Source organism: Kitasatospora sp. NPDC048662, assembly GCF_055587065.1.
Genome location: NZ_JBVJHA010000004.1, coordinates 505,515 through 529,761, shown reverse-complemented (window position 1 = coordinate 529,761; position 24,247 = coordinate 505,515). Strand labels below are relative to the sequence as shown.

At 73.2% G+C, this 24,247-nt stretch carries 23 protein-coding genes and 1 pseudogene; 10 read left to right on the top strand and 14 right to left on the bottom strand.

Annotated features, from left to right (window positions below):
* Window positions 1-20: 20 nt before the first annotated feature.
* Window positions 21-2,015, bottom strand: coding sequence for an APC family permease (locus ACZ6R9_RS15630; RefSeq protein ID WP_465538536.1), 1,995 nt, complete (start codon window positions 2,013-2,015; stop codon window positions 21-23).
* A gap of 182 nt (window positions 2,016-2,197) precedes the next feature.
* Complete coding sequence (locus ACZ6R9_RS15625; RefSeq protein WP_380477890.1) at window positions 2,198-2,758, bottom strand: DUF421 domain-containing protein; 561 nt, start codon at window positions 2,756-2,758, stop codon at window positions 2,198-2,200.
* A 246-nt stretch (window positions 2,759-3,004) separates the two neighbouring features.
* On the opposite strand from ACZ6R9_RS15625, the gene ACZ6R9_RS15620 reads away from it, so the two are divergent.
* Window positions 3,005-3,784 carry a VOC family protein gene (locus ACZ6R9_RS15620; RefSeq protein WP_465538535.1) on the top strand — a complete coding sequence of 260 codons (780 nt, stop codon included), beginning with the start codon at window positions 3,005-3,007 and terminating at the stop codon, window positions 3,782-3,784.
* Between the two features lie 125 nt (window positions 3,785-3,909).
* On the opposite strand, the gene ACZ6R9_RS15615 is transcribed toward ACZ6R9_RS15620, so the two are convergent.
* Together ACZ6R9_RS15615 and ACZ6R9_RS15610 are read right to left on the bottom strand one after the other, a co-directional pair.
* The gene (locus tag ACZ6R9_RS15615; protein WP_465538534.1) at window positions 3,910-4,812 is read right to left on the bottom strand and encodes a M56 family metallopeptidase; all 903 of its coding nucleotides are present in this window, start codon (window positions 4,810-4,812) and stop codon (window positions 3,910-3,912) included.
* Window positions 4,809-5,201 (bottom strand): BlaI/MecI/CopY family transcriptional regulator, encoded by a 393-nt coding sequence (locus tag ACZ6R9_RS15610; RefSeq protein ID WP_465538566.1) that lies wholly within the window; start codon window positions 5,199-5,201, stop codon window positions 4,809-4,811. The genes ACZ6R9_RS15615 and ACZ6R9_RS15610 overlap by 4 nt, the downstream gene beginning before the upstream one ends.
* A 135-nt stretch (window positions 5,202-5,336) precedes the next feature.
* Between ACZ6R9_RS15610 and ACZ6R9_RS15605 the strand changes: the two genes are divergently transcribed.
* A complete protein-coding gene (locus ACZ6R9_RS15605; RefSeq protein ID WP_465538533.1) occupies window positions 5,337-6,362 on the top strand; it encodes a C40 family peptidase in 1,026 nt (341 codons plus the stop codon).
* 87 nt (window positions 6,363-6,449) lie between these two features.
* Here the strand turns inward: ACZ6R9_RS15605 and ACZ6R9_RS15600 are convergent, their stop codons facing one another.
* Complete coding sequence (locus ACZ6R9_RS15600) at window positions 6,450-7,193, bottom strand: dienelactone hydrolase family protein (RefSeq protein WP_380477894.1); 744 nt, start codon at window positions 7,191-7,193, stop codon at window positions 6,450-6,452.
* A gap of 75 nt (window positions 7,194-7,268) precedes the next feature.
* Between ACZ6R9_RS15600 and ACZ6R9_RS15595 the strand changes: the two genes are divergently transcribed.
* From ACZ6R9_RS15595 to ACZ6R9_RS15585, 3 genes are all read left to right on the top strand, one after another.
* The gene (locus ACZ6R9_RS15595; protein ID WP_465538532.1) at window positions 7,269-7,763 is read left to right on the top strand and encodes a GNAT family N-acetyltransferase; all 495 of its coding nucleotides are present in this window, start codon (window positions 7,269-7,271) and stop codon (window positions 7,761-7,763) included.
* A gap of 447 nt (window positions 7,764-8,210) precedes the next feature.
* Window positions 8,211-9,434: an aminotransferase class V-fold PLP-dependent enzyme gene (locus tag ACZ6R9_RS15590; protein WP_465538531.1), complete on the top strand. Its 1,224-nt coding sequence runs from the start codon at window positions 8,211-8,213 to the stop codon at window positions 9,432-9,434.
* Between the two features lie 4 nt (window positions 9,435-9,438).
* Window positions 9,439-9,621, top strand: coding sequence for a hypothetical protein (locus tag ACZ6R9_RS15585; RefSeq protein WP_380477897.1), 183 nt, complete (start codon window positions 9,439-9,441; stop codon window positions 9,619-9,621).
* 107 nt (window positions 9,622-9,728) lie between these two features.
* Here ACZ6R9_RS15585 and ACZ6R9_RS15580 read toward each other — a convergent pair whose 3' ends face one another.
* The 4 genes from ACZ6R9_RS15580 to ACZ6R9_RS15565 form a co-directional block, all read right to left on the bottom strand.
* A complete protein-coding gene (locus ACZ6R9_RS15580; RefSeq protein WP_380477898.1) occupies window positions 9,729-10,136 on the bottom strand; it encodes a DUF3224 domain-containing protein in 408 nt (135 codons plus the stop codon).
* Between the two features lie 115 nt (window positions 10,137-10,251).
* Entirely contained in the window at window positions 10,252-10,398 is a 147-nt protein-coding gene (locus ACZ6R9_RS15575) for a hypothetical protein (RefSeq protein ID WP_465538530.1), read from the bottom strand.
* 94 nt (window positions 10,399-10,492) lie between these two features.
* Window positions 10,493-12,631, bottom strand: a complete 2,139-nt coding sequence (locus ACZ6R9_RS15570; RefSeq protein ID WP_465538529.1) for an MMPL family transporter — start codon at window positions 12,629-12,631, stop codon at window positions 10,493-10,495.
* Window positions 12,632-12,939: 308 nt separating this feature from the next.
* Window positions 12,940-13,407 (bottom strand): hypothetical protein, encoded by a 468-nt coding sequence (locus ACZ6R9_RS15565; protein ID WP_465538528.1) that lies wholly within the window; start codon window positions 13,405-13,407, stop codon window positions 12,940-12,942.
* Between ACZ6R9_RS15565 and ACZ6R9_RS15560 the strand changes: the two are divergent.
* The 3 genes and pseudogenes from ACZ6R9_RS15560 to ACZ6R9_RS15550 form a co-directional block, all read left to right on the top strand.
* A pseudogene (locus ACZ6R9_RS15560) lies at window positions 13,367-13,510 on the top strand (histidine kinase); the annotation flags it as partial. The gene ACZ6R9_RS15565 and the pseudogene ACZ6R9_RS15560 sit on opposite strands and share 41 nt — an antisense overlap.
* 502 nt (window positions 13,511-14,012) lie before the next feature.
* Window positions 14,013-14,675: a response regulator gene (locus tag ACZ6R9_RS15555; protein ID WP_465538527.1), complete on the top strand. Its 663-nt coding sequence runs from the start codon at window positions 14,013-14,015 to the stop codon at window positions 14,673-14,675.
* Between the two features lie 234 nt (window positions 14,676-14,909).
* Window positions 14,910-15,560: a DinB family protein gene (locus ACZ6R9_RS15550; protein WP_465538526.1), complete on the top strand. Its 651-nt coding sequence runs from the start codon at window positions 14,910-14,912 to the stop codon at window positions 15,558-15,560.
* A 6-nt stretch (window positions 15,561-15,566) separates the two neighbouring features.
* On the opposite strand, the gene ACZ6R9_RS15545 is transcribed toward ACZ6R9_RS15550, so the two are convergent.
* The 4 genes from ACZ6R9_RS15545 to ACZ6R9_RS15530 form a co-directional block, all read right to left on the bottom strand.
* Entirely contained in the window at window positions 15,567-15,725 is a 159-nt protein-coding gene (locus ACZ6R9_RS15545) for a hypothetical protein (protein ID WP_465538525.1), read from the bottom strand.
* A gap of 1,003 nt (window positions 15,726-16,728) precedes the next feature.
* Window positions 16,729-17,058, bottom strand: a complete 330-nt coding sequence (gene cutA, locus ACZ6R9_RS15540) for a divalent-cation tolerance protein CutA (protein ID WP_465538524.1) — start codon at window positions 17,056-17,058, stop codon at window positions 16,729-16,731.
* A gap of 303 nt (window positions 17,059-17,361) precedes the next feature.
* Window positions 17,362-18,216 carry a dioxygenase family protein gene (locus ACZ6R9_RS15535; protein ID WP_380477906.1) on the bottom strand — a complete coding sequence of 285 codons (855 nt, stop codon included), beginning with the start codon at window positions 18,214-18,216 and terminating at the stop codon, window positions 17,362-17,364.
* Window positions 18,217-18,456: 240 nt separating this feature from the next.
* On the bottom strand, window positions 18,457-19,326 hold the full coding sequence (locus ACZ6R9_RS15530) for a helix-turn-helix domain-containing protein (RefSeq protein WP_465538523.1): 870 nt from the start codon (window positions 19,324-19,326) through the stop codon (window positions 18,457-18,459).
* A gap of 161 nt (window positions 19,327-19,487) precedes the next feature.
* Between ACZ6R9_RS15530 and ACZ6R9_RS15525 the strand changes: the two genes are divergently transcribed.
* Together ACZ6R9_RS15525 and ACZ6R9_RS15520 are read left to right on the top strand one after the other, a co-directional pair.
* Window positions 19,488-21,419: a hypothetical protein gene (locus ACZ6R9_RS15525; RefSeq protein WP_465538522.1), complete on the top strand. Its 1,932-nt coding sequence runs from the start codon at window positions 19,488-19,490 to the stop codon at window positions 21,417-21,419.
* A gap of 568 nt (window positions 21,420-21,987) precedes the next feature.
* Window positions 21,988-23,127 (top strand): glycosyltransferase family 4 protein, encoded by a 1,140-nt coding sequence (locus ACZ6R9_RS15520; protein WP_380477909.1) that lies wholly within the window; start codon window positions 21,988-21,990, stop codon window positions 23,125-23,127.
* An 89-nt stretch (window positions 23,128-23,216) separates the two neighbouring features.
* On the opposite strand, the gene ACZ6R9_RS15515 is transcribed toward ACZ6R9_RS15520, so the two are convergent.
* On the bottom strand, window positions 23,217-24,044 hold the full coding sequence (locus ACZ6R9_RS15515; RefSeq protein WP_465538521.1) for an SDR family oxidoreductase: 828 nt from the start codon (window positions 24,042-24,044) through the stop codon (window positions 23,217-23,219).
* Between the last annotated feature and the right edge of the window lie 203 nt (window positions 24,045-24,247).

The following is a 24,247-nucleotide window of genomic DNA, read 5'->3' as shown; positions in this document are numbered from 1 at the left end:
CTGCCGTACCGGGCGCCCGGCTACTGCCCCCGCCGCACCGCGCCCGGCGCCTTGCGCGCAGGCCGGTCCGCCCTCTTCGCGGACGTCAACTGCCAGGGCACCGATATGACCATCACCCCGGGCGTGAACAGCAGCCGGCTCTTCAGCCACAGCGCCGACTGGTTGTGCAGCAGGTTCTCCCACCACCGCCCCACCACGTACTCCGGAATGAACACCGCCACCGCGTCCCCCGGCCACTGCTCCTTCAGCTCCCGCACATGCGTCACCACCGGCTTGGTGATCTCCCGGAACGGCGACTCCAGCACCCGCAGCGAAACCTCCAGGCCGCTGGCCTCCCAGGCGGACCGCAGGTCGGCCGTCGCCTCCGGCTCGACGTCCACCGTGACCGCCTCGACCGTGTCCGGCCGGAACGCCTCCGCGTAGCCCAGCGCCCGCAGCGTCGGCTTGTGGAGCTTGGAGACCAGCACCACCGCATGCACCTGGCGCGGGCGCGAGCTCTCCGCGGCCACGTCCTCGACGGAGAGCTCCTCCGCGACGTGGTCGTAGTGCCGCCGGATGCCCCGCATGGTGAGCCAGAGCAGCAGCGCGGCGACCACGGCCAGCCACGCGCCCTGGGTGAACTTGGTGATCAGGACGATGACCAGCACCAGCGCGGTGGTGACGGCGCCCAGCCCGTTGATCAGCCGGCTGCGCTGCGCGGCTGCCCGCACCGCCGGGTCGCGTTCCTCCGCCAGCGCCCGGTTCCAGTGCCGGACCATGCCGATCTGCGACAGCGTGAAGGAGGTGAACACGCCGAGGATGTACAGGTGGATCAGGCTGGTGACGTCCGCCTTGTAGAACCAGAGCAGTCCGCCGGCCACCACGGCGAGCGCGATGATGCCGTTGGAGAAGGCCAGCCGGTCGCCGCGGGTGTGCATCTGCCGGGGCAGGTAGCGGTGCTGGGCGAGGATCGAGGCGAGCAGCGGGAACCCGTTGAACGCGGTGTTCGCGGCCAGGATCAGCACCAGCGCCGTCACGGCCTGGATGAAGTAGAACAGCAGCGTGTCGGAGCCGCCGAAGACGGTCGCGGCGAGCTGCGCGATCACCGTCTGCTGGGTGTAGGTGTGACAGTCGCCGGCCAGGCCGGTCAGCTGGCAGGCGTCCTCGACGTAGTGCACGTGCGAGGTGAGGGCCAGCAGCGTGACGCCGGCGAACATCACCACCGCGACGATGCCCATCACGGCCATGGTGGCGGCGGCGTTGCGGGACTTGGGGGCACGGAACGCGGGCACGCCGTTGGAGATCGCCTCGACGCCGGTGAGCGCGGTGCAGCCGGAGGCGAAGGCGCGCAGGCCGAGCATCAGCAGGCCGAAGCCCTGGAGGGTGTCCTTGCCGTCCACGGCGGCGATGCCGAGGGCCGCCGTGGGGGCCTGCGGGTTGTCGCCGAAGGCCAGCCGGATCAGGCCGGTGACGACCATCAGCAGGATGCCGCCGATGAACAGGTAGGTGGGGGCGGCGAAGGCCCGGCCGGATTCGCGCACGCCGCGCAGGTTCATCGCGGTCAGCAGCGCCACGAAGCCGACCGCCAGCGCCACCCGGTAATCGGCGAGCGAGCCGAACGCGGAGATGATGTTGTCGACGCCGGACGCCACCGAGACGGCGACCGTCATCACGTAGTCGACGAGCAGCGAAGCCGCCACCACCAGGCCGGAGTTGGCGCCGAGGTTGCGGGAGACCACCTCGTACGAGCCGCCGCCGCTCGGGTAGGCGTGCACCACCTGCCGGTAGGACATCACCACCACGGCCATCAGGGCGACCACGCCGGCGGCGACCCACGGGGTGAGGTACAGGAAGGCGGTGCCACCGACGGTGAGGACGAGCAGGATCTCGCCGGTCGCGTAGGCCACCGAGGAGAGCGGGTCGGAGGCGAAGATCGGCAGCGCGAGCCGCTTGGGGAGCAGCGTCTCGCCGAGCTCCTCGCTGCGCATGGCGCGGCCGATCACGAGGCGCTTGAGCGCCTGGGGGAGGTTGAACACAGCACGGGAGCGTATGCGCCCCTGCCGTTAAGACAAGCAGCCTGTCCGATCAGTGGATTTGCCGCATTCCCGCAGGCCAGAGGCGGTGCAAGTGATCGAATCGAAGGCCCAGGGGCCGTAAAGGCTGCCGTTAAGGATTCGTCAATGTCTCTTGTCGGGCGCCGCAAAACGGGACAAAACAGTCACCGGGAGGCCGGCAGCCGGGCCTCGATGGCGGCCAGAACCGCCCTGATCGTCGCCACGTCGCCCTTGTCGGCCACCTGGTCGCCCTCCTTCAGCTTCACCAGCAGCGTGCCGCCCGGCTCCAGCACGATCAGTGAGGTCTCCTCCACCCCGTTGCCGCCCTGGTGCCGGATCGCCACGTCCAGGTCCGGCACCCGGATGCCCTGCCGGGCGACCTCCCGCAGGTCGTACCGGCCGTCTTGGCCCAGCACCGTCGGCGTCCCGTCCAGCAGCCGGTTGAACCACTCCCAGCGCGCCGCCTGCCGCACCAGCACCCAGTCCGTGAGCAGCAGCACCAGTGCCCCGTACAGGCCGCCCACCACCGAGTTGTCGTTCCCGATCACCGCGTTCTGCACCACATTCGACAGCAGCAGCATGACCACCAGGTCGAAGGTGTTCAGCTGGGCCAGCCCGCGCTTGCCGACCACCCGCAGCAGCACCAGCAGCGCCAGGTACACCAGTACGGTGCGCAGCGTCTTCTCGCCGTACGAGATCCCCGCCTGGAACATGTCGTGCCACATGCCCGCCACCGTAGGCACCGGCCCGATCCACCGCTCCGGCCCCCACGCCCGCACTCCCCCGGACGGCCTACCGGCGGCGGGTGCCCGGATCGCCACCCCCGGCGGGTGGCCGGCAGCAGACCGGTCGAACAGTCCAGGTAGCGCCTGCCCGGCGGTGGGTGTGCCCTCCGGTGGCGGATCGGGGACCGGGCCACGAGGGTGACTTCCGGGGGAACACCGGAACGCCTCACCGGAAAAGAGCGAGAGATGCCCGAAGTCACCAAACCGTACGAGACCGGCACTCCGTGCTGGGTCGATCTGATGGCGAAGAACCAGCAGGCGGCGCTGGACTTCTACCGCGACCTGCTCGGCTGGCAGGGCAAGCCCGGCCCGGCCGAGTTCGGCGGGTACGCGGTCTGCGAACTGAACGGCAAGGCCGTCGCCGGGATCGGCCCGGCGATGGCGCCCGAGGGCCAGCCGGAGCCGCCGACCGTGTGGACCACCTACCTGGCCACCACCGACGCGCAGGCCACCCAGGACGCGATCGTCGCGGCCGGCGGCACGCTGCTGGCCCCGGTGATGGACGTCGGCAAGCTGGGCCGGATGCTGATCGCCCAGGACCCGCAGGGCGCGGTGTTCGGCGTGTGGCAGGCCCTCGACTTCTCCGGCGCGCAGGTGGTCAACGAGGCCGGCGCGGTGGTCTGGAACGAGCTGCACACCAGCGACATCCCGGCGGCCACCGCCTTCTACGGCGAGGCGTTCGGCATCGAGATCGAGCCGATGGAAGGCGCGAAGGACTACTGGGCGCTGCAGGTCGGCGGCCGCGCGGTCGGCGGTGCCACCCTGCTCGCCAACGACCCGCCCGGCACCCCGGCGCACTGGCTGACGTACTACGCGGTGGACGACGTGGACTCCACCGTGGACGCGCTGGCCAAACACAAGGGCACCGTGCTGGTCCCGCCGTTCGACATGGTGGCCGGGCGGATGACGGTGGTCTCCGACCCGCAGGGCGCACCGTTCGCGATGATCAAGCCGAAGCCGATGTAGGCGCCTGTCGCGCTCCCGAAAGCCGCCCGCCCGGGTCCGTCCGGGGCGGGCGGTGCCGTGTGTTCCGGTGTGCGGTCTGCCGGGCGGACGGTACCGTGCGGCCTGCCGTGTGGTCCGGCGTGCGGTCAGGGCAGGACCGGGCCGCAGGTGAACAGCAGCGGGAGGACGGGGGCGGCGGCCGTGGTGAGCACGGCGGCGGCGCGCAGCGCGGGGTGCGGGGCGGTGGCGGGGGCCAGCAGGCGGCGGACCCGCAGCAGCGCGGCGGGGCCGCCGGCGGCGAACGCGGCCTGCGGGACCTGGCCGCCGGCCACCCGGTACATGGCGGCGGCGAGCACAGCGCGCGGGTGGCGGCGCACGGCCCGGTCGTCGGCAGCCATCTCCAGCAGCAGCGGGGTCTCCCGGGCGGCGAGGCGGGCCAGCGGGAGGAACGGGAACGCGGCGGCGAGCGCGTCCGCGGCGGTGCGGGCCAGGTGGTGACGGCCGGTGACGTGGGCGCGCTCGTGGGCGAGCACGGCGGCGAGTTGACCGTCCGTGAGGACATCGAGCGCGCCGCGGGTGAGCACGATCCGGGAGCGGCGGCCGGGCAGGCAGTACGCGGCGGGGATGTGGTGGTCGAGGACGTGCGCGCCGAGGCGCGGGTCGCGGGCGGCGACCAGGTCGAGCACCGTCCGGTGGCGGCTCCGGTGCCGGGCGGCGCGGGCCAGCACGGTGGCGAACCGGCCGAGCGGCCAGAGCGCGGCCGCGGCGGGCAGCAGCAGCCGCCATCCGCCGCCGAGGGCCGGCCCGGCAGGGTGGTCGACACCGCACAGGTGCATCAGGCCGACCAGCCCGAGGTGCAGGTGGCCGCCCGGGACGGCCAGGTGATGGACGGCCAGCACCAGGGCGGTGAGGAAGGACAGCGCCAGCCCCTGCCAGAGCGCGACGGCCAACCGGGGCGCGCGGTGCGTCCAGCGCGCCCGGGCCAGCGGCAGCGGGGCGAGCACGCCGACCAGCATCGCGTACCCGAACAGCGCGAGCGCGGCGCTCACCGTGCGCCCCCTGCGCCGCCGCGGCCCGGCTGCTCGCGGTCTACGGAGTCGATGGCGGCGCGCAGCGCGTCGAGTTCGGCCGGGGTGAGCTGCTCGACCAGGTGGGCGAGGGCGCCGGTGGGGTTGGGGCTCTCGCCGAGGACGTCGCGCATCAGGGCGGCGCTGTACGCCTCGCGGGTGCACGCGGGCCGATAGCTCCAGGCCCGGCCGGACTTCTCGCGGCGCAGCATGCCCTTGCGGTGGAGGATGTCGGCGACCGTCATCACGGTGGTGTACGCGAGCGGCCGGGAGCGGTTGAGGTCGTCGACGATCTCTCGGACGGTGGCGGGGCGGCCCCAGGTCCACAGGCGGTCCATGATCTCCGCCTCCAGGTCGCCGAGTCTGCGCACTGCCGTTCCGTCCTCTTCGGGTCCCACCGGTGGTCCGGCTCATCGTAGTGGGCGCGGGGTGGCTTGCCGGTCCTTCTACTGAACTACTAAGTTGTCTCGTAGTTAAGGCCCGGAGTTCTGAGGAGAGACGCAGCGATGGGAACGCACCGCCGCCCCCGACCCGCCGGACGCACCAGGACGGCCGTCCTCGGCGCGGCGGCCGGCGCCGCCGTCCTGCTGCCCACCGGCTCGGCCTGGGCCGAACCGGCCACCGGCACCATCGACCAGGTCAAGGCCAAGGTCGACGCCCTGTACGAGGACGCCGAGGCGGCCACCGAGCAGTACAACAAGGTGGACGAGCGGGCCAAGCAACTCCAGGACCAGGCCGGGAAGTTGCAGGACCGGCTGGCCGGACAGCAGGCGAAGATCCTGCAACTCCAGGACACCCTGGGCGCGTTGGCCGCCGAACAGTACCGCGGCGGCGGAGTCGACCCGAGCATGCAACTGATGCTCAGCTCCTCCCCCGACGAATACCTGCGCCGGGCAGGCCTCCAGGACCTGGCCGGCGGGCAACAGGCCGACGCGCTGCGCAGCGCGCTGCGCCTGCAGCAGTCGATCGACCAGGACCGGGCCGAAACCGCGGGCAAGCTGGCCGAGTTGGAGCAGGCCCGCAGCACCCTGGCCGCGAAGAAGACCGAGGTGCAGGACAAGCTGGCCGAGGCCAGCCGCGTCCTGGCCGGTCTCAAGGCCGCCGACCGGGCCCGCGTCCTCGGCGACAACAGCCAGGCGGCGTCCCGCAGTTCGACCCGCGGCCAGACCTACACCGGCCCCGCCACCGGCCAGGTCAAGGCGATCCTCGACTTCGCCTACGCCCAGATCGGCAAGCCCTACGCCTGGGGCGCCACCGGCCCCAACTCCTTCGACTGCTCGGGCCTCACCCAGGCCGCCTTCCGGGCCGGCGGTGTCAGCCTCCCCCGCGTCTCCCAGGACCAGTGGAACGCGGGCAAGCGCATAGCGAAGGCCGACATCCAGCCCGGCGACCTGCTCTTCTACTACAACGACCTGCACCACGTCGGCATCTACATCGGCAACGGCAAGCTCCTGCACGCCCCCCGCACCGGCAAGAACATCGAAATCGTGGACATGGACGTCATGCCGTACATGGGCGCGGTCCGCCCCTGAGCGGCGCCGGGCTACGGGTTGATCGAGATGCTGCGGACCCGAGTCGTGCTGGTGTTCGGCGCGTGCTCCGTGCGGTTCCTCAAACGCTCATGAGCCGGAATCGCCCGACTCCGTGACGGGCAGGCACTCGGCCAGGAGGTCGAGCATGTCGCGCCAGGCCCGGGCGGCTTGGCGGGGGTGGTGGCCGACGCCCGGGAGGACGACGGCGTTGACGGTGGGGTGGTGGAAGGCGTGCTGGGCGCCGCCGTAGACGGTCAGGCGCCAGTCGACGCCGGCGTCCTGCATTTCGGCGGTGAAGGCCTCGCGGCGCTCGGCGGACATGATCGGGTCCTCGGAGCCGACGCCCGCCCAGACCGGGCACGGGATGTTCGCGGCCTCGCCGGGGCGGCCGGTGGTGACGGCGTTGAGGGTGCCGATGGCGCGCAACGGGGTTCCGGCGCGGCCGAGTTCGAGGGCGATGGCGCCGCCGGTGCCGTAGCCGATGGCGGCGATCCGGTCGGGGTCGGTGCGCGGTTCGGCGAGCAGGACGTCGAGGCCGGCGCGGCCGATGCCCCGCATCCGCTCGGGGTCGGCGAGCAGCGGGAGGGCGCGGGCCAGCATCTCCTGCGGATCGGTGAACCAGCGACCGCCGTTGATGTCGAACAGCAGTGCCACGTAGCCGAGTTCGGCGAGGGCGTCGGCCAGGCCGCGCTGGAAGTCGCTCAGGCCGGGGCCTTCGGGGCCGATCAGCACCCCGGGCCGGCGGCCGGTCCCGGCGGGCAGCGCGAGGTGGCCGGCCATGGTCAGGCCGTCGGCGGGGTAGTGGACCGTGCGGGAGGTGACCGTCGTCATGCGATCGGACTGTACGGACCGTCGCACCCACTCGGTACCGTCCTTAGCTGCGGGCAGAGCGGAAGGGGTGCACGGATGCGGCTGCGCAACGTCGGGCCGGGGGACGTCGGGGCGTACCTCCGGATGCGGTGCGACCCGGCGATGACGGCCGAGTTGGGCGGGCCGCTGCCGGCCGAGGGCATGGCCGAGAAGGTCCGGCTCGATGTGGAGCGGACGGTGGCGGACGACTGGTGGGTCCGGATGATCGTGCCGGACGGCGCCGGGCCCGAGGTGGTCGCGGGGACGGTGACGCTGTGGCCGCACAAGGAGGACGGCGCGTCGATCTCCGAGATCGGGTGGATGGTGCTGCCGGAGTTCCAGCGGCGCGGACTGGCCAAGCGGGCCGTCCATGAGGTGCTCGAAGCGGCCGGCGCGGACGGGCGTTGGGGCCCGGTGCACGCCTTCCCCGGGGCGGCCAACGGCGCGTCGAACGCGCTGTGCCGCTCGCTCGGGTTCGAACTGCTGGAGGAGCGCGAGGTGGTGTTCGCGGGACGGGTGCTGCGGACCAACCATTGGGTGATCGAGCCGTAGGGCGGAGAGTTGGTGGCCCGGCCCCGGCCGCGGGAGACGTGTCGGCCGGGGCGGGCCGGTCGGTGGGCCGGGCGATCAGCGCTCGCGGCGGGTGCGCGGCGGCCGGGGGCTGCGGGCGGGCGGACGCACGGTGGCGAGCGGGCGGCGCGGGGCGGGGATGGCCGGCGGGCGGGACTTCTGGAACATGCGGGAATCCTCGTTCTCGATCGGCGGCCCGCCCGTGGGACGGGACGGGTCGGGTCCGCTCAGCATGCGGCACCCGCTCGGCCGCATCCGGACGGCGCAACGGGAAGCCACCCGAACGGGCCAGGGCGGCCCGCGTGTCGGGCCCGGGCGGCCCGCGTGCCGGGCTGGGGCGGCCCGCGTGCCGGGCCCGGCGGGCGCTGTGTCAGCATTCGGAGCACAGGCCGCTCCAGGGTCAGGACAGGCGGCCGGATCGGAGGGACTGTGGGAACCGTCGTCGCCCCCAAGCCGCTGCTGCTCCAGGACGGCCGGCCGGCCGCCGCCGGGTGGTCGCTGGACCCGTCGTTGCGGCATCTCAATCACGGTTCGTTCGGGGCGGTTCCGCTGGCCGCACAGCGCGCGCAGCAGGATCTGCGGGAGGAGATGGAGCGCGCCCCGGTGGTGTGGTTCCCGGCGCTCCCCCGCCGGGTCGCCCGGGCACGGGCCGCGATCGCCGAATTCCTGGGCGCCCCGGTCGAGTTCACCGCGCTAGTGCCGAACGCCAGTGCGGGCGCGAGTGCCGTGTACAACAGCCTGCCGCACCGGCCGGGCGGGGAGGTGCTGGTCACCGACCACGGCTACGGGGCGGTCACCATGGGCGCGGCCCGGCTGGCCCGGCGCTGGGGCGGCTCGGTCCGCACCGTGCACGTGCCGCTGGCGGCCGGTCCGGAGGAGGCCGCGGCGGCGGTCCTCGAGGGGATCGACGACCGCACGGCGCTGATCGTGCTGGACCAGATCACCTCCGCCACCGCGCGCCGTCTCCCGATCGACCTGATCGGTCCGACCGCCCGCGAGCGCGGCATCCCGCTGCTGGTGGACGCCGCGCACGTCCCCGGCCTGCTGGAGGACCCGCGGGCGGGCCTGGACTGCGACGCCTGGGTCGGCAACCTGCACAAGTTCGGCTGCGCGCCGCGCGGCACCGCCGCGCTCGTCGCGCGGGGCGAACTCCGGCACGCGCTCTACCCGTTGATCGACTCCTGGGGCGCGGAGGAGCCGTTCCCGGAGCGCTTCGACACCCAGGGCACGGTGGACGCGACGAGCTATCTGGCCGCGCCGACCGCGCTCGACTTCGTCGCGGAGCAGTGGGGTTGGCCGCAGACCCGCCAGTACATGACGGAACTCGCCGACTACGCACAGGAGTTGATCGGCGAGGCGTTCGCCAATGCCACCGGGGAGTCGGCCGCGGCGGAGGTCGGCATGCCGGTCAACGCGCTGCGGCTGGTCAAGCTGCCCGCCGGACTGGGGCGGACCCGGCTGGAGGCGGACGGCCTGCGGGACCGGCTGGCAACGGAGTTCGGGGTGGAGGCGGCATTCACCAGCTTCGGCGGGACGGGTTACTTCCGGCTCTCCACGCATGTGTACAACACCGCCGCGGACTACGAGTACTTTGCCGAGACCTGCGTCCCGGTGCTGTGCGCCTGGGCCGCGAAGCACCGCCAGGAGGCTTAGCCGGATGGGCAGTTACCGGAAGGTTCCACCGGGTCGGCGGCGGGTGCAGGTGGATCTGCCGGTGGAGCTGGCGGAGTGGCTGCAGAACTTCGCGGAACTCTCGCACCGGACGGCGACGGACGTGGTGCGCGGGCTGGTCGAGCTGGAACGGCAGCGGGTGGAGGCGAACTGGTCCCGCCCGGAGTGACCGGCCCTCCCACCGGCCACCGCTACGACGGGAGTTCGGCGTAACGGCGGCAGGTGGGAACGAACCGGCCCCGCGTGCAGTGCGCAGCGCGGGGTCACCGGCCTTCGCTACGCCGGGAGTTCGTAGTCGAGGTGGATGCGGTGGGTGCCGTCCTCGTCGATCACGATGCCGCCGGTGCCGGTGATGCCGGCCAGGCCCGCGGTGCCGCTGCCGGGAACGATCACGAAGTACTCGCCCTCACGGCCGGCGCCCAGCGTGGTGGCGGAGTGCGCGAAGTTGAACGTGCCTTCGGTGTCGTGCAGTTGGCCGGCGAAGGACTCCATGGCGAGGTACGTCCCGACGCCCGCCGCATGGTCGAAGGCCGAGGTGAAGAGCGTGGTGGAGCGCCCCTCGATCTCGCCCCGGAACTCCTTGCGCATGGTGGCCACACCGACGCCGACGGCGGTCTTGATGTCGCCCTCCGGGACGGGCGCGGGGGTGAACTCGGGGACGGTGAAGGTGCCTGATGCTCGCATGGGCGCGATGGTAGAGGCTGGCACCGACAACCGGCGGCCCGTCAGGGCGCGGCGGCCATTGGTGCGGGCGGTGCGGGGCGGCGACCGGGGCGACGAACCGACAACCGGCGACCCGTCAGGGCGCGGTGGTCACCCACTCCGGGTAGGCGGTCGGCGTGGGGCGGCGCCGGCGGCGGGCGAGCATGCCGAGGATCGCGGCGATCAGCAGGAAAGCGCGCCGAGCACCGCCACGACCAGTGCCGCCTTGCCGAGTCGGCCCCACTGCCGCATGTGCGTACCCGTTCCCCGCGCCGAACGCCCGGGCAGGTGCGCCCGGGCGTTCGGGAGTGTAGCGGGCGGGGTGTGGCGACGCCCCGTCAGTCCACCGTCCGCTCCCGGGCCAGGCCGAGGCGCTCCCGCAGCGCGGTCAGTGGGCGGGGCGCCCACCAGGCCCACCGGCCGAGCAGGCGCAGCGCGGCGGGGACGAGGACGGCGCGGACCAGGGTGGCGTCCACGGCGACGGCGACCACCAGGCCGACGCCGATCATCTGCAGGAACGCGAGGGAGGAGGCCACGAAGCCGCAGACCACCGTGATCAGCAGCAGTGCGGCGCTGGTGATGATCCCGCCGGTGCGCTGGAGGCCGAGGGCGATCGCCTCCTCGGGGTCGGCCCCGCGGTCGTGGTGCTCCTTGATCCGGGAGAGCAGGAACACCTGGTAGTCCATGGCCAGGCCGAAGGCGATGGCGACGATCAGTACCGGGAAGTCGGCGTCGATCGCGCCGATCGGGTCGAAGCCCAGCAGGCCGTGCAGGTGGCCGTCCTGGAAGATCCAGGTGATCACGCCGAACGCGGCGAACAGCGAAAGCAGGCTCAGCAGCACGGACTTGACGGGGATCGTCACCGATCCGAAGGCCAGGAACAGCACCAGGGCGGAGACGGCGGCGACGAACAGCGCCATCCACGGCGCCCGGGAGCCGATCATGTGGACGATGTCCGCCCGGGAGGCCGGCATGCCGGTGAGCAGGGCGCTCGCCCCGTCGGGGGGTGTCTGGGCGCGGAGGTCCCGCACCATGGCGGCGGCGTCCGGCGACATCGGGTCCATGGTGTAGTGCAGGGTGATCCGCGCGGTGTCGCCGTCGGTGGCCGTCACGGCGGCGTCGGTGACGCCGGGTCCGGCCGCCAACCGTCCGGTGTAGGCGGCCAGTTCGGGGCCGGCGGCGTCGGCGGGGCGGGGCAGGTGGACGACGGCGGTGAGCACCTTGGTGGGGTCGTGGTCGAAGTCGGTGGTCAGGCGTTCGGCGACCACCCGGGCGTCGGCATCGGCGGGCAGCACCCAGTCGCCGGGCCGGGCCCAGTTGACGCCGAGGAAGGGCGCTCCGGCGGTGAGCAGCAGGGCGACGGCCGCGGCGGCGGTCAGCAGCGGGCGGCGCATCACCAGCCGGGCGGTGCGGTACCAGCGGCCCTTCACCGGAGCCGTCGGGCGGCGCCAAGGCGTGGGTATCCGCCAGGAGTTGACGCGATGCCCGGTGACGCGCAGCAGCGCGGGCAGCACGGTGAGGGAGGCGAGGACGGCGAAGGCGACCACCGAGACGGCGGCGTAGCCCATCGAGCTGAGGAAGCGGGACGGGAACAGTGCCAGGCCGGCGAAGGAGATGGCGACGGCCAGGCCGGAGAAGGCGACGGTTCGTCCGGCGGTGGCGGTGGTGCGTTGGACGGCGAGGTCGAGCGGGGTGCCGTCGGCGAGCTCCTCGCGGAACCGGCCGACCATGAACAGGGCGTAGTCGATGGCCAGTCCGAGCCCGAGGATGGTGATCACGTTGATCACGCTGCTGGAGATCGGCACCGCGTAGGCGACGATCCGCAGCACGGTGAACGAGCCGAGCGCCACCACGGCGCCGGTGGCCAGCGGCAGCAGTGCGGCGATCGCGCTGCGGAAGATCAGCACCAGCAGCAGGAGCAGCAGCGGCACCGAGAGCAGTTCGGCGCGCCCGATGTCCTTGCCCGTCCTGGCGTTGACCTGTTCGGTCATCGCGGTGACACCGCCGAACGCTACGTCGGTGCCCGGGACTTGGAACCGGCCCTCGATGCGCTGCAGGGCCTGCACCCGCTGCTGGTCGTCGGACGCCTTGAACTGGACGGTGACGTAGGCGGCGTGGCCGTCGTGGCTGAGGAAGTCGGCGTCGCCGGTGGACCAGTAGGACTCCAGCCGGGCCACGTCCTCGCGCGGGACGGCATCCAGCACGGTGCGCAGTTGCGCGGCGAGGCCGGGGTCGTCGATGCGGCCCTCGTTGCTGCGGTAGAGCACCACGACGTCGGGTTGCAGGCGGCCGAGCGGGCCGGCCAGCACGCGGTCGGCGCGGACGGAGGCGCTGTCGGGGTCGTCGAAGCCGGCGCCGCCGGTGATGGCGCCGAACACCTGGGTGCCCCAGACGCCGGCCACCAGGGTGAACAGCAGCGTGGCCAGCAGGACCAGGCGTCGGCGGCGGGCGGCGAATCTTCCGAGCAGGGCGAACACGGGCGGCTCCTTGCCGAGGGCTTGTGGGCCCCGCACTCGCGGCTCGTGCGGTCCGGGGTGCGGGTTGCGGACCCCACACTCGCCGCCCGGCCGGGCCCGCCGCCTCGGGCGATCGGTCCGGGCCGGCCGACCGGAAGGAGGAGACGTCTCCTCCGCACGGGGGACGAAACCCCGGCCTGCGGGCCCGTAGGGTCGGATCCCGTGCTGCGCATGCGGATCGAACGAATCCTCGGCCGCAGGTTCGGCCCGATGCGGCTGGCCCTGCTGGCCTTCGGCCTCGGCTACCTGCTGCTGCTCCGCCGACCCGGTCAACTCGGGCCTGCGGACTGGGCGGTGGGCCTGGGCGTGCTGGCGCTGTCCGCGCTCGGCGGGCTCCGCCCGGCGGTGACGGCGCTCGGCCAGTGCGCGATGCTGGCGCTGGCCGAACTGGTCGCCCCGCTGGTGACGGTGGAGGCGAAGGTCGGGGCGGCGGCCGCCCTGTTCGAACTGGCGGTGCGCCGGTGGGGCCGGCCCGCCGCGGCCGCCTCGGTCGGCCTGGCGCTGGCCCAACTGGTGCACACCGGCTGGCCCTTGACGAGCGACCTGTTCCCCGCGCTGTACCGGGCGGCGGTGATCGTCAGCGTGCCCGTGCTGCTCGCCGGGTACATCCGCTCCGCGGAGCGCGCCGCGACCATCGCCCAGGAGCGGGCCCGGGAGGCCGAACGCAGCCGTGACCTCGCCGAGTGGGGCGCCAGAATGGGCGAACGGGCGTCGATCGCCCGGGAGTTGCACGACATGGTGGCCCACCACCTGGCGTCCACGGTGCTGCGGGTGGGCGTGGCGCGGCACGTGCTGCCGCAGACCGACCGGCGCCTCACCGAGGTCCTGGACGACGTGCACTCCAGCGCCAACACCGCGCTCACCGACCTGCGCCGCCTGCTCACCGCGCTGCGCGAACCCGCCGCCGACCAACTCGCCCCGCTGCTCGCCGAAACCACCGACCTGCCGGCCGCCGTCCAGGGCGTGGTGGAGCGCAGCCGACAGGCCGGACTGGACGTCCGGGCCGAGGTCGATCCGGCGATCTCGCGGCTGGACGCGATGCGGTCGCTGACGGTGCTCCGGCTGGTCCAGGAGGGGCTGGCCAACGTCACCAAGCACGCCGGGCCCACCGCCCGAGTGCTGCTGCGGACCGCGATGGCGGACGGCGAGCTACGGCTCGACCTGGCCAACACCCGCCCGTCCCGGGCAAGTTCACCGACCGCGGTCGGCCCGTCCGGTGGGCACGGCCTGCTGGGCATGCGCGAGCGCGTCGCCCTGGTCGGCGGGACGATCGAGGTCGGACCGACCCCGACGGCTGGCGGATCAGGGCCGTCCTGCCCGCCGACGCGAGCGGGGTGGGCGCGTGATCACCGTCCTGATCGTCGACGACCAGCATCTGGTCCGCGCCGGGGTGCGGATGCTCTGCGAGTCCACCGAGGACATCACCGTGCTCGGCGAGGCCACCGGCGGCGCCCAAGCCGTCTGGCTGGCCGAGGAGTTGGGGCCGGACGTGGTGCTGATGGACCTGCACATGCCCGGCATGGACGGCATCACCGCGACGGCCGAGATCCTGCGGCTGCGCCCGGCCACCCGCGTCGTGGTGCTGACCACCTTCGACGACGACGACCGGCTGTACCCCGCACTGCACGCCGGGGCCTGCGGCTTCCTCGGCAAGGACGTCGAACCGCCCGCCGTGCTGGACGCCGTGCGCCGCGCCGCCGCCGGGGACAGCCCCTACAGCCCGACCGTGCTGCACCGGGTGGTGACCCGCGCCGCCCGCGCCTGGGGCGGCCCGCCCGGCCGGGCGGGCGGCGGCTCGCCGTTCACCCAGCGGGAGACCGAGGTGCTGCGGCTGATCGCGGCCGGGCTCTCGAACAGCGAGATCGCCGAGCGGATGCACATCGGCCTGACCACGGTGAAGACCCACGTCTCCAGCCTGATGACCAAGACCGACACCACCAACCGGGTCCGCCTCGCCGTCCTGGCCAATCCAGGCGGGCATCACTGTCGATCACCCGCGCTCTGACAGGTGATCAGGTGGCCGGTTCCGGGGGCGGGATCACCTGGGGCCGAGGTGGGCACGGATCGGATCAGGTTGGGGTCGGCGTTGGTGGGTGGGCGGTACGGCCGTTGCAGGCGGTGCGGCCGTGGGGATGCTGTCCGCCGGGAGGGCGGCGAGGGGACTTCGGGGCGGTTCACGCCGACGCGCCGAGGTCAGTATGGTGCGCCCATGTCACCACACTTCCCGGATCCTGGACCGTTGACCCCATCGCAGGCCGACGGGCGCACGCCGGTCACGGCGGCGGATGTTGAGCAGGCCGTGCGGCTGGCGGTCGCGGCGCTGACGGACGCGCCGTCCGCAGGCTGGCGCGCCCGGGCCTGCGGACTGGAGTGGGACTGTTGGGAGACCCTGGAACACCTGGCGGATGCTTTGTTCAGCTACGCGACCCAACTCGCGCCCGCCCGGCCCCCGTTGGACGGGTACGTGCCGTTGCGCTGGCAGCGGGAGCGTCCCGCGGGGCCGGCGAGCGTGATCTTCGTCGATCGCGCTGTCGGACCCGCCGGCCTGCTTCAAGCCCTGGACGCCGGAGGCGGGTTGCTGGCGGCCATGGTCCGGACGGCTGCTCCGCAGGTCCGCGCGTTCCACTCCTACGGGGTGTCGGATCCGGCGGGTTTCGCCGCGATGGGCGTGGTGGAGACCCTGGTGCACACCCACGACGTGGCCGCAGGCCTCGGCCTGCCCTGGGACCCGCCTGCCGAGCTGTGCGACCGCGCCCTGACCCGGCTGTTCCCCGAGGCGCCTTCGGACACCGACCGGTGGACCACTCTGCTCTGGTCCACCGGCCGCGCCGAACTGCCCGGACACGGCCGCCGCGTCTTCGAGCGCTGGCACAGCGAACCGCTGCCGTGAGGACCGTCAGCCACTGCCCCAAGGGTTGACGACGGTGCGCGGTTCGGCCACCCACCCGGCTGCCAGCACCAGCCGGGAACCGCGGTGCACCGCGAGGAAGGCGAACGGGCGGTCGAACCGGACCTCGATCCGCCGGACCAGGTACGGAGGTTTGCGGCTCGACACGCCAGCGGCCGTCGCTCCGAAGGCCGTGGCGGACTGGGCGGCCGCGCCGATCGCGAGCGGCGCGGAGCTGATCCCCGGGAAGTGCCCCCGGATGGTGTCGGTGGCGGAGCGCAGTCCGAACAGGCCGGGGCCGGACAGCAGGTCGCGCTCCCCCGCAAGGTCGAACTCCGTGGTGCTGACGTCGAGTTGGTGACCTCGGCGGCGGCTTCGCCGCCAGAGCGCCCGCAGCCCCGGCCCGGGCTCGCCGTTGCCGAGTGCACTGCCGGGCCTCAGGGGGGCGGAGCTTTTCGACGGTGCAGACGGCGGCGGCCAGCACGGGTCCGGGTTCGGCGTCCTCGGCGTCCAGGCACAGGTGGACGTCGATGCCGTCCATGCCGAGCACGCGCAGCACCGTCAGCGGGCCGACCTCGGTGTCGGCGGCCCCGACCCGGTCGAGCAGCGCGGTGAGGCGGTGCAGCTCGGCGACGCACAGGCCCCGCCAGGGCCCGGCCTCGACCTCGCCGGGTTCGCCCCAGAACCCGGCTCGGTGTCGTCGCGGACCTCAACGGGCATCCGGCGGATCGCCCCGGCGGTCCGTTCAGCAGCCCAACTGTCCATCTCCGCCCGGCCCTTGGTGTCATCCACACCGAGAAGGCCGTGGCTGTGCGGGGGCAGGGCGGCCGACCGGCGCAGCTCGACGGGCAACCCCGCCCGGGTCCACACACCGAGCCCGGCGACCAACTCGCGCCCCGCCTCGGCAGCCCGGTGCGGCCGCACGCCCAGCGCGAGCGCAAGTTCGCAGACGGCCGGGCCAGCGGCCCCCACGGCCAGGAAGGCCGACGGCGCCCAGGCCAACGGGGCGCTGAACACCGCGTTCCGGCCGGGCGTCGCGTCCGTTCAGGCCCAACGGGCCGTCAGCTGGTTCACGGCGCGGACGGTGTAGGACGAGATCGGCCCGGCACGGCTCCTCGGAATACAACTGCGCCCGGAGTTTGGGCGAGCGGCGGAGCGCCCCGCGACCGCGTTATCCGGCCGCGGCGGTCTCCGCGTCCAGCCAGGCCAGGTAGCCGGGCGACCCCGAGGTGATCGGCACGGCGATCACCTCAGGGGTGTCGTACGGGTGCAACTCGCCGATCCGGTCGACGAGTTGCCCTACGAGCGCGGCCCTGGTCTTGAGGTCGATCCGCCACTCGGCGGCGTCCTGGACCTCGCCGTCCCACCAGTACACGGAGCGGACGGCGTGAACCTGGGCGCAGGCGGCGAGGCGTTCACGGACCAGGGCGGTGGCGAGGGCGCGGGCGGCTCCCTCGTCCTCGTGGGTGGTGGTGACCACCAGATGCTGGGGCTCGGTCATGGCCCGAGCCTACGGGGGCGGCAGGGAGGCACTGGGTGGGCTCGGGTGGCTTCGCGTGGCTTCGGGTGGCGGCACGGGCAGGGGTCACTGGCCACCGGCTCCGGCCGTGGCGCGCCATGGCGGCTCGGGCACCCCGCGCTCGGGCCGCCATGGCGCTTGACGGTTGGCGGCCGCACTCCCGGTTCTCCTCTCCCGGAGGTGCGGGCCGCGCCGCCGCTTCGGATGGCGGTCTGCCACCACGGGTGGCCGGCGCCACTTCGGGTGGCTGTCGCCGCTGACCGCCCCGCGTGGGGGTGGGAGCGGTCAGCGGCGGGACCAGAGGGCGGGGACGTTCGGGGGTTCCCAGCCGGCGAAAGCGGTGTGCGCCTGGATGCAGACGTACGTGACGCCGTTGTAGGTGGCCTGGTCGCCGACCTTGTAGCTGGTGCCGACCTGCCAGGTGGTGGTCCCGCCCGGGGAGGAACTCGGGCTCGGGCTCGGCGAGTTGCCGGTCGGGCTGCTGCTCGGCCTGGGCGTCCCGTTGACGTTGAGCACGAAGTCGAAGCTGGCCTGGCGCCCGTTGCCGACCTGCTGGACGGTCATCACCAGCGCCGGGTCGAAGATGCTGTCGGTGGCGTTGCGCGGCTCGTTCGGGAAGTACAGCTGCGTGGTGAGGATCGGCTGCCCGGGGGCCTGCACCTTGACGTGGATGTGCCGGGTGCGGCCCGGGTAGAGGCCCGGGACGATCGTGGTCAGTGTGTACGCGCCGTTGGCGTCGCTGAACTGGTGGCCGCGGAAGGTGTACCCGGCGTTGTCGTAGCTGCCGTTGGTGTCGGCCTGCCAGAAGTCCAGGAGCGCGCCGGAGATGGGGGCGCAGTTGCGGCCGAACACGTAGCCGCTGACCGTCAGCGGGGTGCCGGGGGTGCCTGCGGTGACCAGGTTGGTGCGCAGCGGGGAGCCCGGCTTGAAGTACGGGCCCTCGATCTGCTCGCCGGTGGGCGCGTCGCCGTCGTGGCACGTGGGCGTGAGCGGGGCCGTTCCGCCGGAGGCGGCGGTGTCGCGGGCCAGGGCGGTGCCGCCACCGATCAGCACCGGCACGGCGCCGACCAGGGCGGCGGCCTTGAGCAGGCTCTTGCGGCTGATCTGGCGGTCGCCCAGGGGATTGTGGGGGGTGGACATGGCTCTCCGTTCGGATGCTTCGTCGGACGCCGCCCGCCCGGATCCCGTGAGAGGACCATGACACCTGGAGAGGTCGGGTGTCCCCGTTCGGCGACGCTGTGGGGTGCCTCAGACGCTAGGCCCTGCCGCGCGGGCCGTCGATGGACGGGGGCCGCCGGACGTGGTGCATTCCTCAGCCGGGCTTTACCCACCGTTGACTGTGCCGGTTCTTGCCGGATTCGCTTCTCCCGCCCGGCCCCGTCAGCCGCTGTGTTCCCGGAACTCCTTTGGCGTACAGCCGACTTCGCGCCGGAAGAAGCGGCAGAAGTACGCCGGATCCGAGAACCCTCCCGCGAAAGCGACCTGACGGATCGTCATGTCGGTGGTGGCGAGCAGTCGTTTGGCCTCCAGGGTCTGCTGTTCACGGATCAGCCGGGCCGGTGTGCGGCCGGTGGCGTCCTTCACCACCTCATGCAAGTAGCCTGCGGAGACGCCGAGTTCGCGGGCCAGCGCGAGCACCGAGCGGCCCGCGCGATCAGGCTCGGCGATCAGCCGGGCGAACCGGTCCACCAGCGGATGCACCGGCGCTCTCGGCACCAGCGTCCCGTCCGCGCCCTCGCCCTGCCTGGCCACCCGCAGCGCGCGCACCAGCAGGACATGCAGCAGCGCCTGCAGCACCCCCAGCCGACCGTCCAGGCCGGCCCGGTACTCCGCGCTCAACTCCACGAGCAGCCGGGAGAGTTCACCGTGCCCTCGGCGGTTCGGGTGGGAAGCGGTGGCACCGGCCAGCGCGCGCAGCAGGGCAAGATCCTCCGGGTGCCGGTGCAGGAAGTCCTCGTTGAACAGCAGTACCCAGCCGTCGAGTTGGCGCGCCCGCACCCAGTGGTGGACCTGCCCCGGCAGCACCACGTACAACACCGGCGGCTCGATCCGGTACTCCGCGAGATCGACGGCGTGGGTCCCACTCCCCTTGGTCACGTAGATCAGTTCGTAGAACGAGTGCCGGTGCGGGAAGTCCGCCCTGGAGAGCGGCCCGATGGAGTCGAAACTGCCGGCGGCGAACGGCAGCAACCCCGGGTCCGGGACGTCCAGGTCGTGCAGTTCCAGGCCGGCGGGCGGTCGGAGCGTCATCGCGCCAGTGTGCGCGGACTCCCCTCGAACCGTCCAGTGGTCCAGACCATGGACGGCCACCGCTGGGTGCTGGCACCCGGTGGTGGGGTAGGGAAAAGTCGACCAGCAAGTCTCGACCTGGCCCCGCTGACGCCGCCCTGTCCACCGACTGGAATGGGCGGGTGCTCACTTCTCCCCGCCAAGTTCGCCGCAACCGCCGCTGGTTGTGGCCCGCCGGCTGGCTGCTCTGCGCGGCCTGGGCGGCCGCGTTCCCGCTGGTCTCCCCACTCGGCCCGCACCGCGACTGGGGTACCACGGCCGCCATCGGCTACCTGCTGGCCGCCGTCCTCAGCGCGCCGCGTCGCGATTGCCGACTGCTCTCCGCGGTGGTGGCACTCGGGGTCTCCGGACTGCTCCCGCTGCTTCTGGCCATCCGATCGGGCGAGGGCCAGAGCGAGGTCACGGTGATCGGCCGGGCCGGCACGGAACTGCTGGCCCACGGCTCGCCGTACCTCGACTCCCCCACCTCCGTCCTGGACCTGACGCCGTACCTCCCCGGCATGGCCACCTTCGGCCTGCCACGCGCCCTGCTCGGACCGGACGCCGCATTCGGCGACCCGCGACTGTGGTGCGCGGTTGGGTTCCTGGCGGCGGTGGGGGGCGCGTGGCAGGTGCTGCGGCGAGGTGGGGGGTCGCTGCATGCCGCCGAACTTCCGGCTGAACGGCTGCCGTTGGCGCTGACGGCGGGATCAACTGTCGGGCGGGGCGTGGGGCGCTCCGGCCTGCGGCGGCTCGGCCGAGCGACGCTCGCGCTGCGCGCGGCGGCACACCCGGCCTCGGTCGGCGACGGGCGGACCGCCCTGGGCCCGGGCGCACAGGCCCCCGCCAAGCGCGCCATGCGGCCGTCCGGCCTGCGGCAAGTCGGCCGATCGACGCTCGCGGCGGACGCGGCAGCCGATCCGACAACACTCCCGGCCCCGACTGGCGACAAGTACACCACCCAAGGCCACCCGCACCCATGGGCCCGCCCGACGCCACCAAACCCACAGGCCACCACCTTGCGCACCCTGCGACTGACCGCCCTGCGGCGATTCGGCCGATCGACGCTCGCGGCGGACGCGGCAGCCGATCTGACAACGCTCCCGGCCCCTGCTGGCGACAAGTGCACCACCCAAGGCCACCCGCACCCGGAGGCCCGGCCGACGCCACCAAGCCCACGGGCCACCACCTTGCGCACCCTGCGACCGTCCGCCCTGCGCGTCGATCGACCGGTCTTCGCATGGTGTGCCAGGCGGCTGCCGCTTCTCACCCAACTTCCGTCCTTCAGTGCGTCGTTGGCGCCTGGCGCACTCGCGTTGGTGGCCTCGCCGGTCGTGGCATTGCCGTTGGCGGTGAGTGGGGTCGATCTGCCGATGACCGGTCTGCTCTGCCTGGCGCTCGCCCTCGCGGCGCGGCGGCATGCGGGTGGTGCCGGGCTGGCGCTGGCGGTGGCGTGCACGTTGAAGTGGACGGCCTGGCCTGCCGTTCCGGTGGCTGTCGCGCTGCTCGGGGCTGTGGCCGGACGGCGGGCGGGGTGGCGCTGCGCCGGGGTCGCGGCGACGGTCGCCACCGCGTTGGTGGCGCCCTGGCTGGTGCTGGCTCCCGGACCGATGGTGCGCCAGGTGTTCGCCTTCCCGCTCGGCCTCGGCAAGTGGCGGACGCCCGCCGCGAGCCCGCTGCCCGGACGCCTGCTCGCCCAACTCGCCCCGGGCGGCTGGTGGCTGGCGCTCGCACTGCTCCTGCTCGGCGGGGGCGCGGTGGCCGTGTCCCTGGTCCGCCGCCCACCCACGAACGCGATCGCCGCCGCCGATCGCCTGGCCGTCGGACTGGCCCTGGCCTTCCTGCTCGCACCGGCCGGACGCTTCGGCTATCTGGCGCTGCCACTGTTCCTGGCCGTCTTCACCCGTCTCGCCTCGGGTCGAGCAGGCGCCCGGCGGACGTCAACTCCCGCCCCGCAACCTGGCGTCGGCCAACCGGTGCCACGGGGCGCCGCACCCAGCTCCTCGCCGACCGACCCGCCCACGGAACGTCGCCCCACCTCTCCCGAACCGGTGTCCACCGGGCGCCGTCCCTGAGCGCCACACACCGCACCCGCCACTCCGGCCACCCGCCCCGGAGCAATCAACTCCCCGTTCCCAAGCCTGAATTCACCGCTGTCACCTCCGCTGCCGCATCGCCGCCCCCTCCTCCGGCGCCGCGCCCAGCCCCCGGGGCCACCAGCCCCGCGAACCGGTCAACTCCCGCCCCACGCGGGCCAGTCCCCACCGGCCGCCACCGCTGACCGCTGTCTCGCACACCGCCCCCAGTCCGATCAACTCCCCTCTGGCAAGCCAGCGTTCACAGCAGCAACCTCCACCGCCGAATCGCCAATCCCTCCTCCGGCCGTGCGCCGAACAGCAACTGCTCCCCAGCCAGCGGCGTCAGCCGACCGCCGCATCCCCACCTCGGGTCACCAGCACCGGGAACCGGTCAACTCACCTCCCGCAAAGCGCAGTTCCTCCCCGCCGGCCACCCCAGGGCCGTCAGCCCGGGCCGATCCGTGTCGGTCCCGACCCGTGACCGCCCGATCGGGCCCCGCCATCCGATCCGCTCAACTTCCGTCCCCTACCCGCCACTTCCCTCCGAATCCACTGCGAGGCACCCATGACCACCACGCTGATCGTCACCAACGACTTCCCGCCCCGGCAGGGCGGCATCGAGACCTTCGTCCACGCGATGGCCGTCCGGGTCCCGGACCATGACGTGGTCGTCTACACCTCGGCCGAGCCGGGTTCGGCGGCGTACGACGCGACCTTGCCGTTTCCGGTGGTTCGGGATCGGTCGCGGATGTTGCTGCCCACGGGGCGGGTGGCGCGGCGGGCGGTGGAGATTGCGCGGGCGCACGGGTGTGATCGGGTGTGGTTCGGGGCGGCAGCCCCACTCGCGGCGATGGCCCCCGCACTGCGGCGCGGCGGCGTGCGGCGGCTGGTGGCCACCACGCACGGGCACGAGATCTGGTGGGCCCGGACACCCGGGGCCCGGAGCCTGTTGCGGCGGATCGGCACGCACTGCGATGTCGTCACGTACCTCGGCGAGTACACCCGGCGGCGGATCGGCCCCGCGCTCGGACCGAAGGCGACGCTTGAACGGCTGGTGCCGGGCGTCGATCCGACGCTGTTCCGGCCCTCGGCCACCGCGCGACGGGCGATCCGCGAGCAACTCGGCCTCGGGGACGCCCCGGTGGTGCTGTGCGTGGCCCGGCTGGTGCCGCGCAAGGGGCAGGACATGCTGATCCGCGCCCTTCCGTGGATCCGCCGCCGCGTTCCGGGCACCACCCTGTTGCTGGTCGGCCAGGGCCCGGACGAGACCCGCCTGCGGCGCCTGGCGGAGCGTCACGCCCCGGGCGCGGTGGTCTTCGCGGGCGGCCACCGGCACTCCGACACCGCTCCGTTCTACGCGGCGGCCGACGTCTTCGCGATGCCGTGCCGAACCCGCCGCGCCGGCCTGGAGGCGGAGGGCCTCGGCATCGTCTTCCTGGAGGCCTCCGCCACCGAACTCCCCGTCGTGGCAGGCCACTCCGGCGGCGCCCCGGACGCCGTCCTCCCCCACCGAACCGGCCTCGTCATCGACGGCCGCGACGTCCCCGCCCTCGCCGACGCCATCGCCTCCCACCTCGAAGACCCGTCCCACGCCGCCGAGTTCGGCCGCGCCGGTCGCACCTGGGTCCAGCAGGAGTGGTCCTGGGACGCCTCCGCCACCCGCCTGAACGCCCTCCTCGCCGGAACGGCGGCCGCCTCAGCCTGAGATGCCCGGCGCGAAGTGTCCCGTCTCATCGACGTCTGCACCGTTTCACCCGAGTCTGAGCGTGGACAATCGCATCGGCGTGGAGGAGCTCACGTCCCCTCGGTGAGGAACTGGCGGGCGCCGCGGAGCCTGGTCCGGAGCCGGTCCTGGGTGGCACGGCTGTCGAGACGGACGTCGAGTGCTCCGGGAAATACGCTGTCGGCCCGCAGGCCAGTAGGGAGCCGGGAGGCATCGAGCCCGTCGCGCCGGGCGATGAGGGTGCCGAGTTCGTGGCGGCTCACGGCATCGGTTCCGGCCAGGTGATGCACGCCGGACAGGTCGCTCGACGCAAGTTCCAGCAGGGCGGCAGCCAGGTCGGCGACGTGTACAGGGCAGCGGATGTCATCAGTGAAAAGGACACCGGTGCGGGCGCCTGCCGCGAGGTCGTGCACTGCGCGTACGTGTTCCGATCGCCGGTCGCCGATGATCAGGGAGGTTCGGGCGACGACGGCGCCCGGGTCCACAAGGCGGACGCCGGTCTCCGCTGCGGCCTTCGCGGCGCCGTAGGGGGTGAGCGGGTCGGGGAGGCGGGATTCGTCATAGTGGATGCGGGCGCCGGAGAACACGGCGTCGCTGGACACGTGAACCAGGCGGCTGCCGTGCTTCGCCGCGGTCATCGCCAGGCGGACCGGTCCCTCGGCCGTGACCGACCAATCAGGTCCGCCACTTGTCGCGTTGACGACCGCGCGAGGTCCCACCTTGGCCATGACTGCCTCGATGCGATCAGAGTCACGCAGGTCGAGGGCGTGCCACGAGACCTCCGGGGTGCTACCGGGCCGGGTGGCGAAGGTCGCAGCCGTCCCATGGCCCGCCGCTGCCGCTTGGCGGACCAGTTCGGCACCCAGGAATCCACTGCCGCCGATGATCAGGATGGTCATGGTGCAAAACAGTAGAGGGGTTGCCCCTCGCGCCGGCGGACCGCGCCGAGCGGCTTCGCAAGGAGCTCGCCGAGATCCACGCCGAGGTGGCCCGGCCGGCGTCCGCCGAGGTCGTGACCGGCCAATTCATCGAGACCGCACGATGCGGGCAGGCCGAGGATCCATCCATGGTCGAGGAGTTGGAGAAGCTGCGCGCGGCGTCA

Coding starts and splice junctions, on each gene's coding strand:
- ACZ6R9_RS15625 (WP_380477890.1), bottom strand. CDS start 2,758: ATGTGGCACGACATGTTCCAGGCGGGGATCTCGTACGGCGAGAAGACG.
- ACZ6R9_RS15620 (WP_465538535.1), top strand. CDS start 3,005: ATGCCCGAAGTCACCAAACCGTACGAGACCGGCACTCCGTGCTGGGTC.
- ACZ6R9_RS15605 (WP_465538533.1), top strand. CDS start 5,337: ATGGGAACGCACCGCCGCCCCCGACCCGCCGGACGCACCAGGACGGCC.
- ACZ6R9_RS15600 (WP_380477894.1), bottom strand. CDS start 7,193: ATGACGACGGTCACCTCCCGCACGGTCCACTACCCCGCCGACGGCCTG.
- ACZ6R9_RS15595 (WP_465538532.1), top strand. CDS start 7,269: ATGCGGCTGCGCAACGTCGGGCCGGGGGACGTCGGGGCGTACCTCCGG.
- ACZ6R9_RS15585 (WP_380477897.1), top strand. CDS start 9,439: ATGGGCAGTTACCGGAAGGTTCCACCGGGTCGGCGGCGGGTGCAGGTG.
- ACZ6R9_RS15580 (WP_380477898.1), bottom strand. CDS start 10,136: ATGCGAGCATCAGGCACCTTCACCGTCCCCGAGTTCACCCCCGCGCCC.
- ACZ6R9_RS15565 (WP_465538528.1), bottom strand. CDS start 13,407: ATGTCGTGCAACTCCCGGGCGATCGACGCCCGTTCGCCCATTCTGGCG.
- cutA (WP_465538524.1), bottom strand. CDS start 17,058: ATGACCGAGCCCCAGCATCTGGTGGTCACCACCACCCACGAGGACGAG.
- ACZ6R9_RS15535 (WP_380477906.1), bottom strand. CDS start 18,216: ATGTCCACCCCCCACAATCCCCTGGGCGACCGCCAGATCAGCCGCAAG.
- ACZ6R9_RS15530 (WP_465538523.1), bottom strand. CDS start 19,326: ATGACGCTCCGACCGCCCGCCGGCCTGGAACTGCACGACCTGGACGTC.
- ACZ6R9_RS15520 (WP_380477909.1), top strand. CDS start 21,988: ATGACCACCACGCTGATCGTCACCAACGACTTCCCGCCCCGGCAGGGC.
- ACZ6R9_RS15515 (WP_465538521.1), bottom strand. CDS start 24,044: ATGACCATCCTGATCATCGGCGGCAGTGGATTCCTGGGTGCCGAACTG.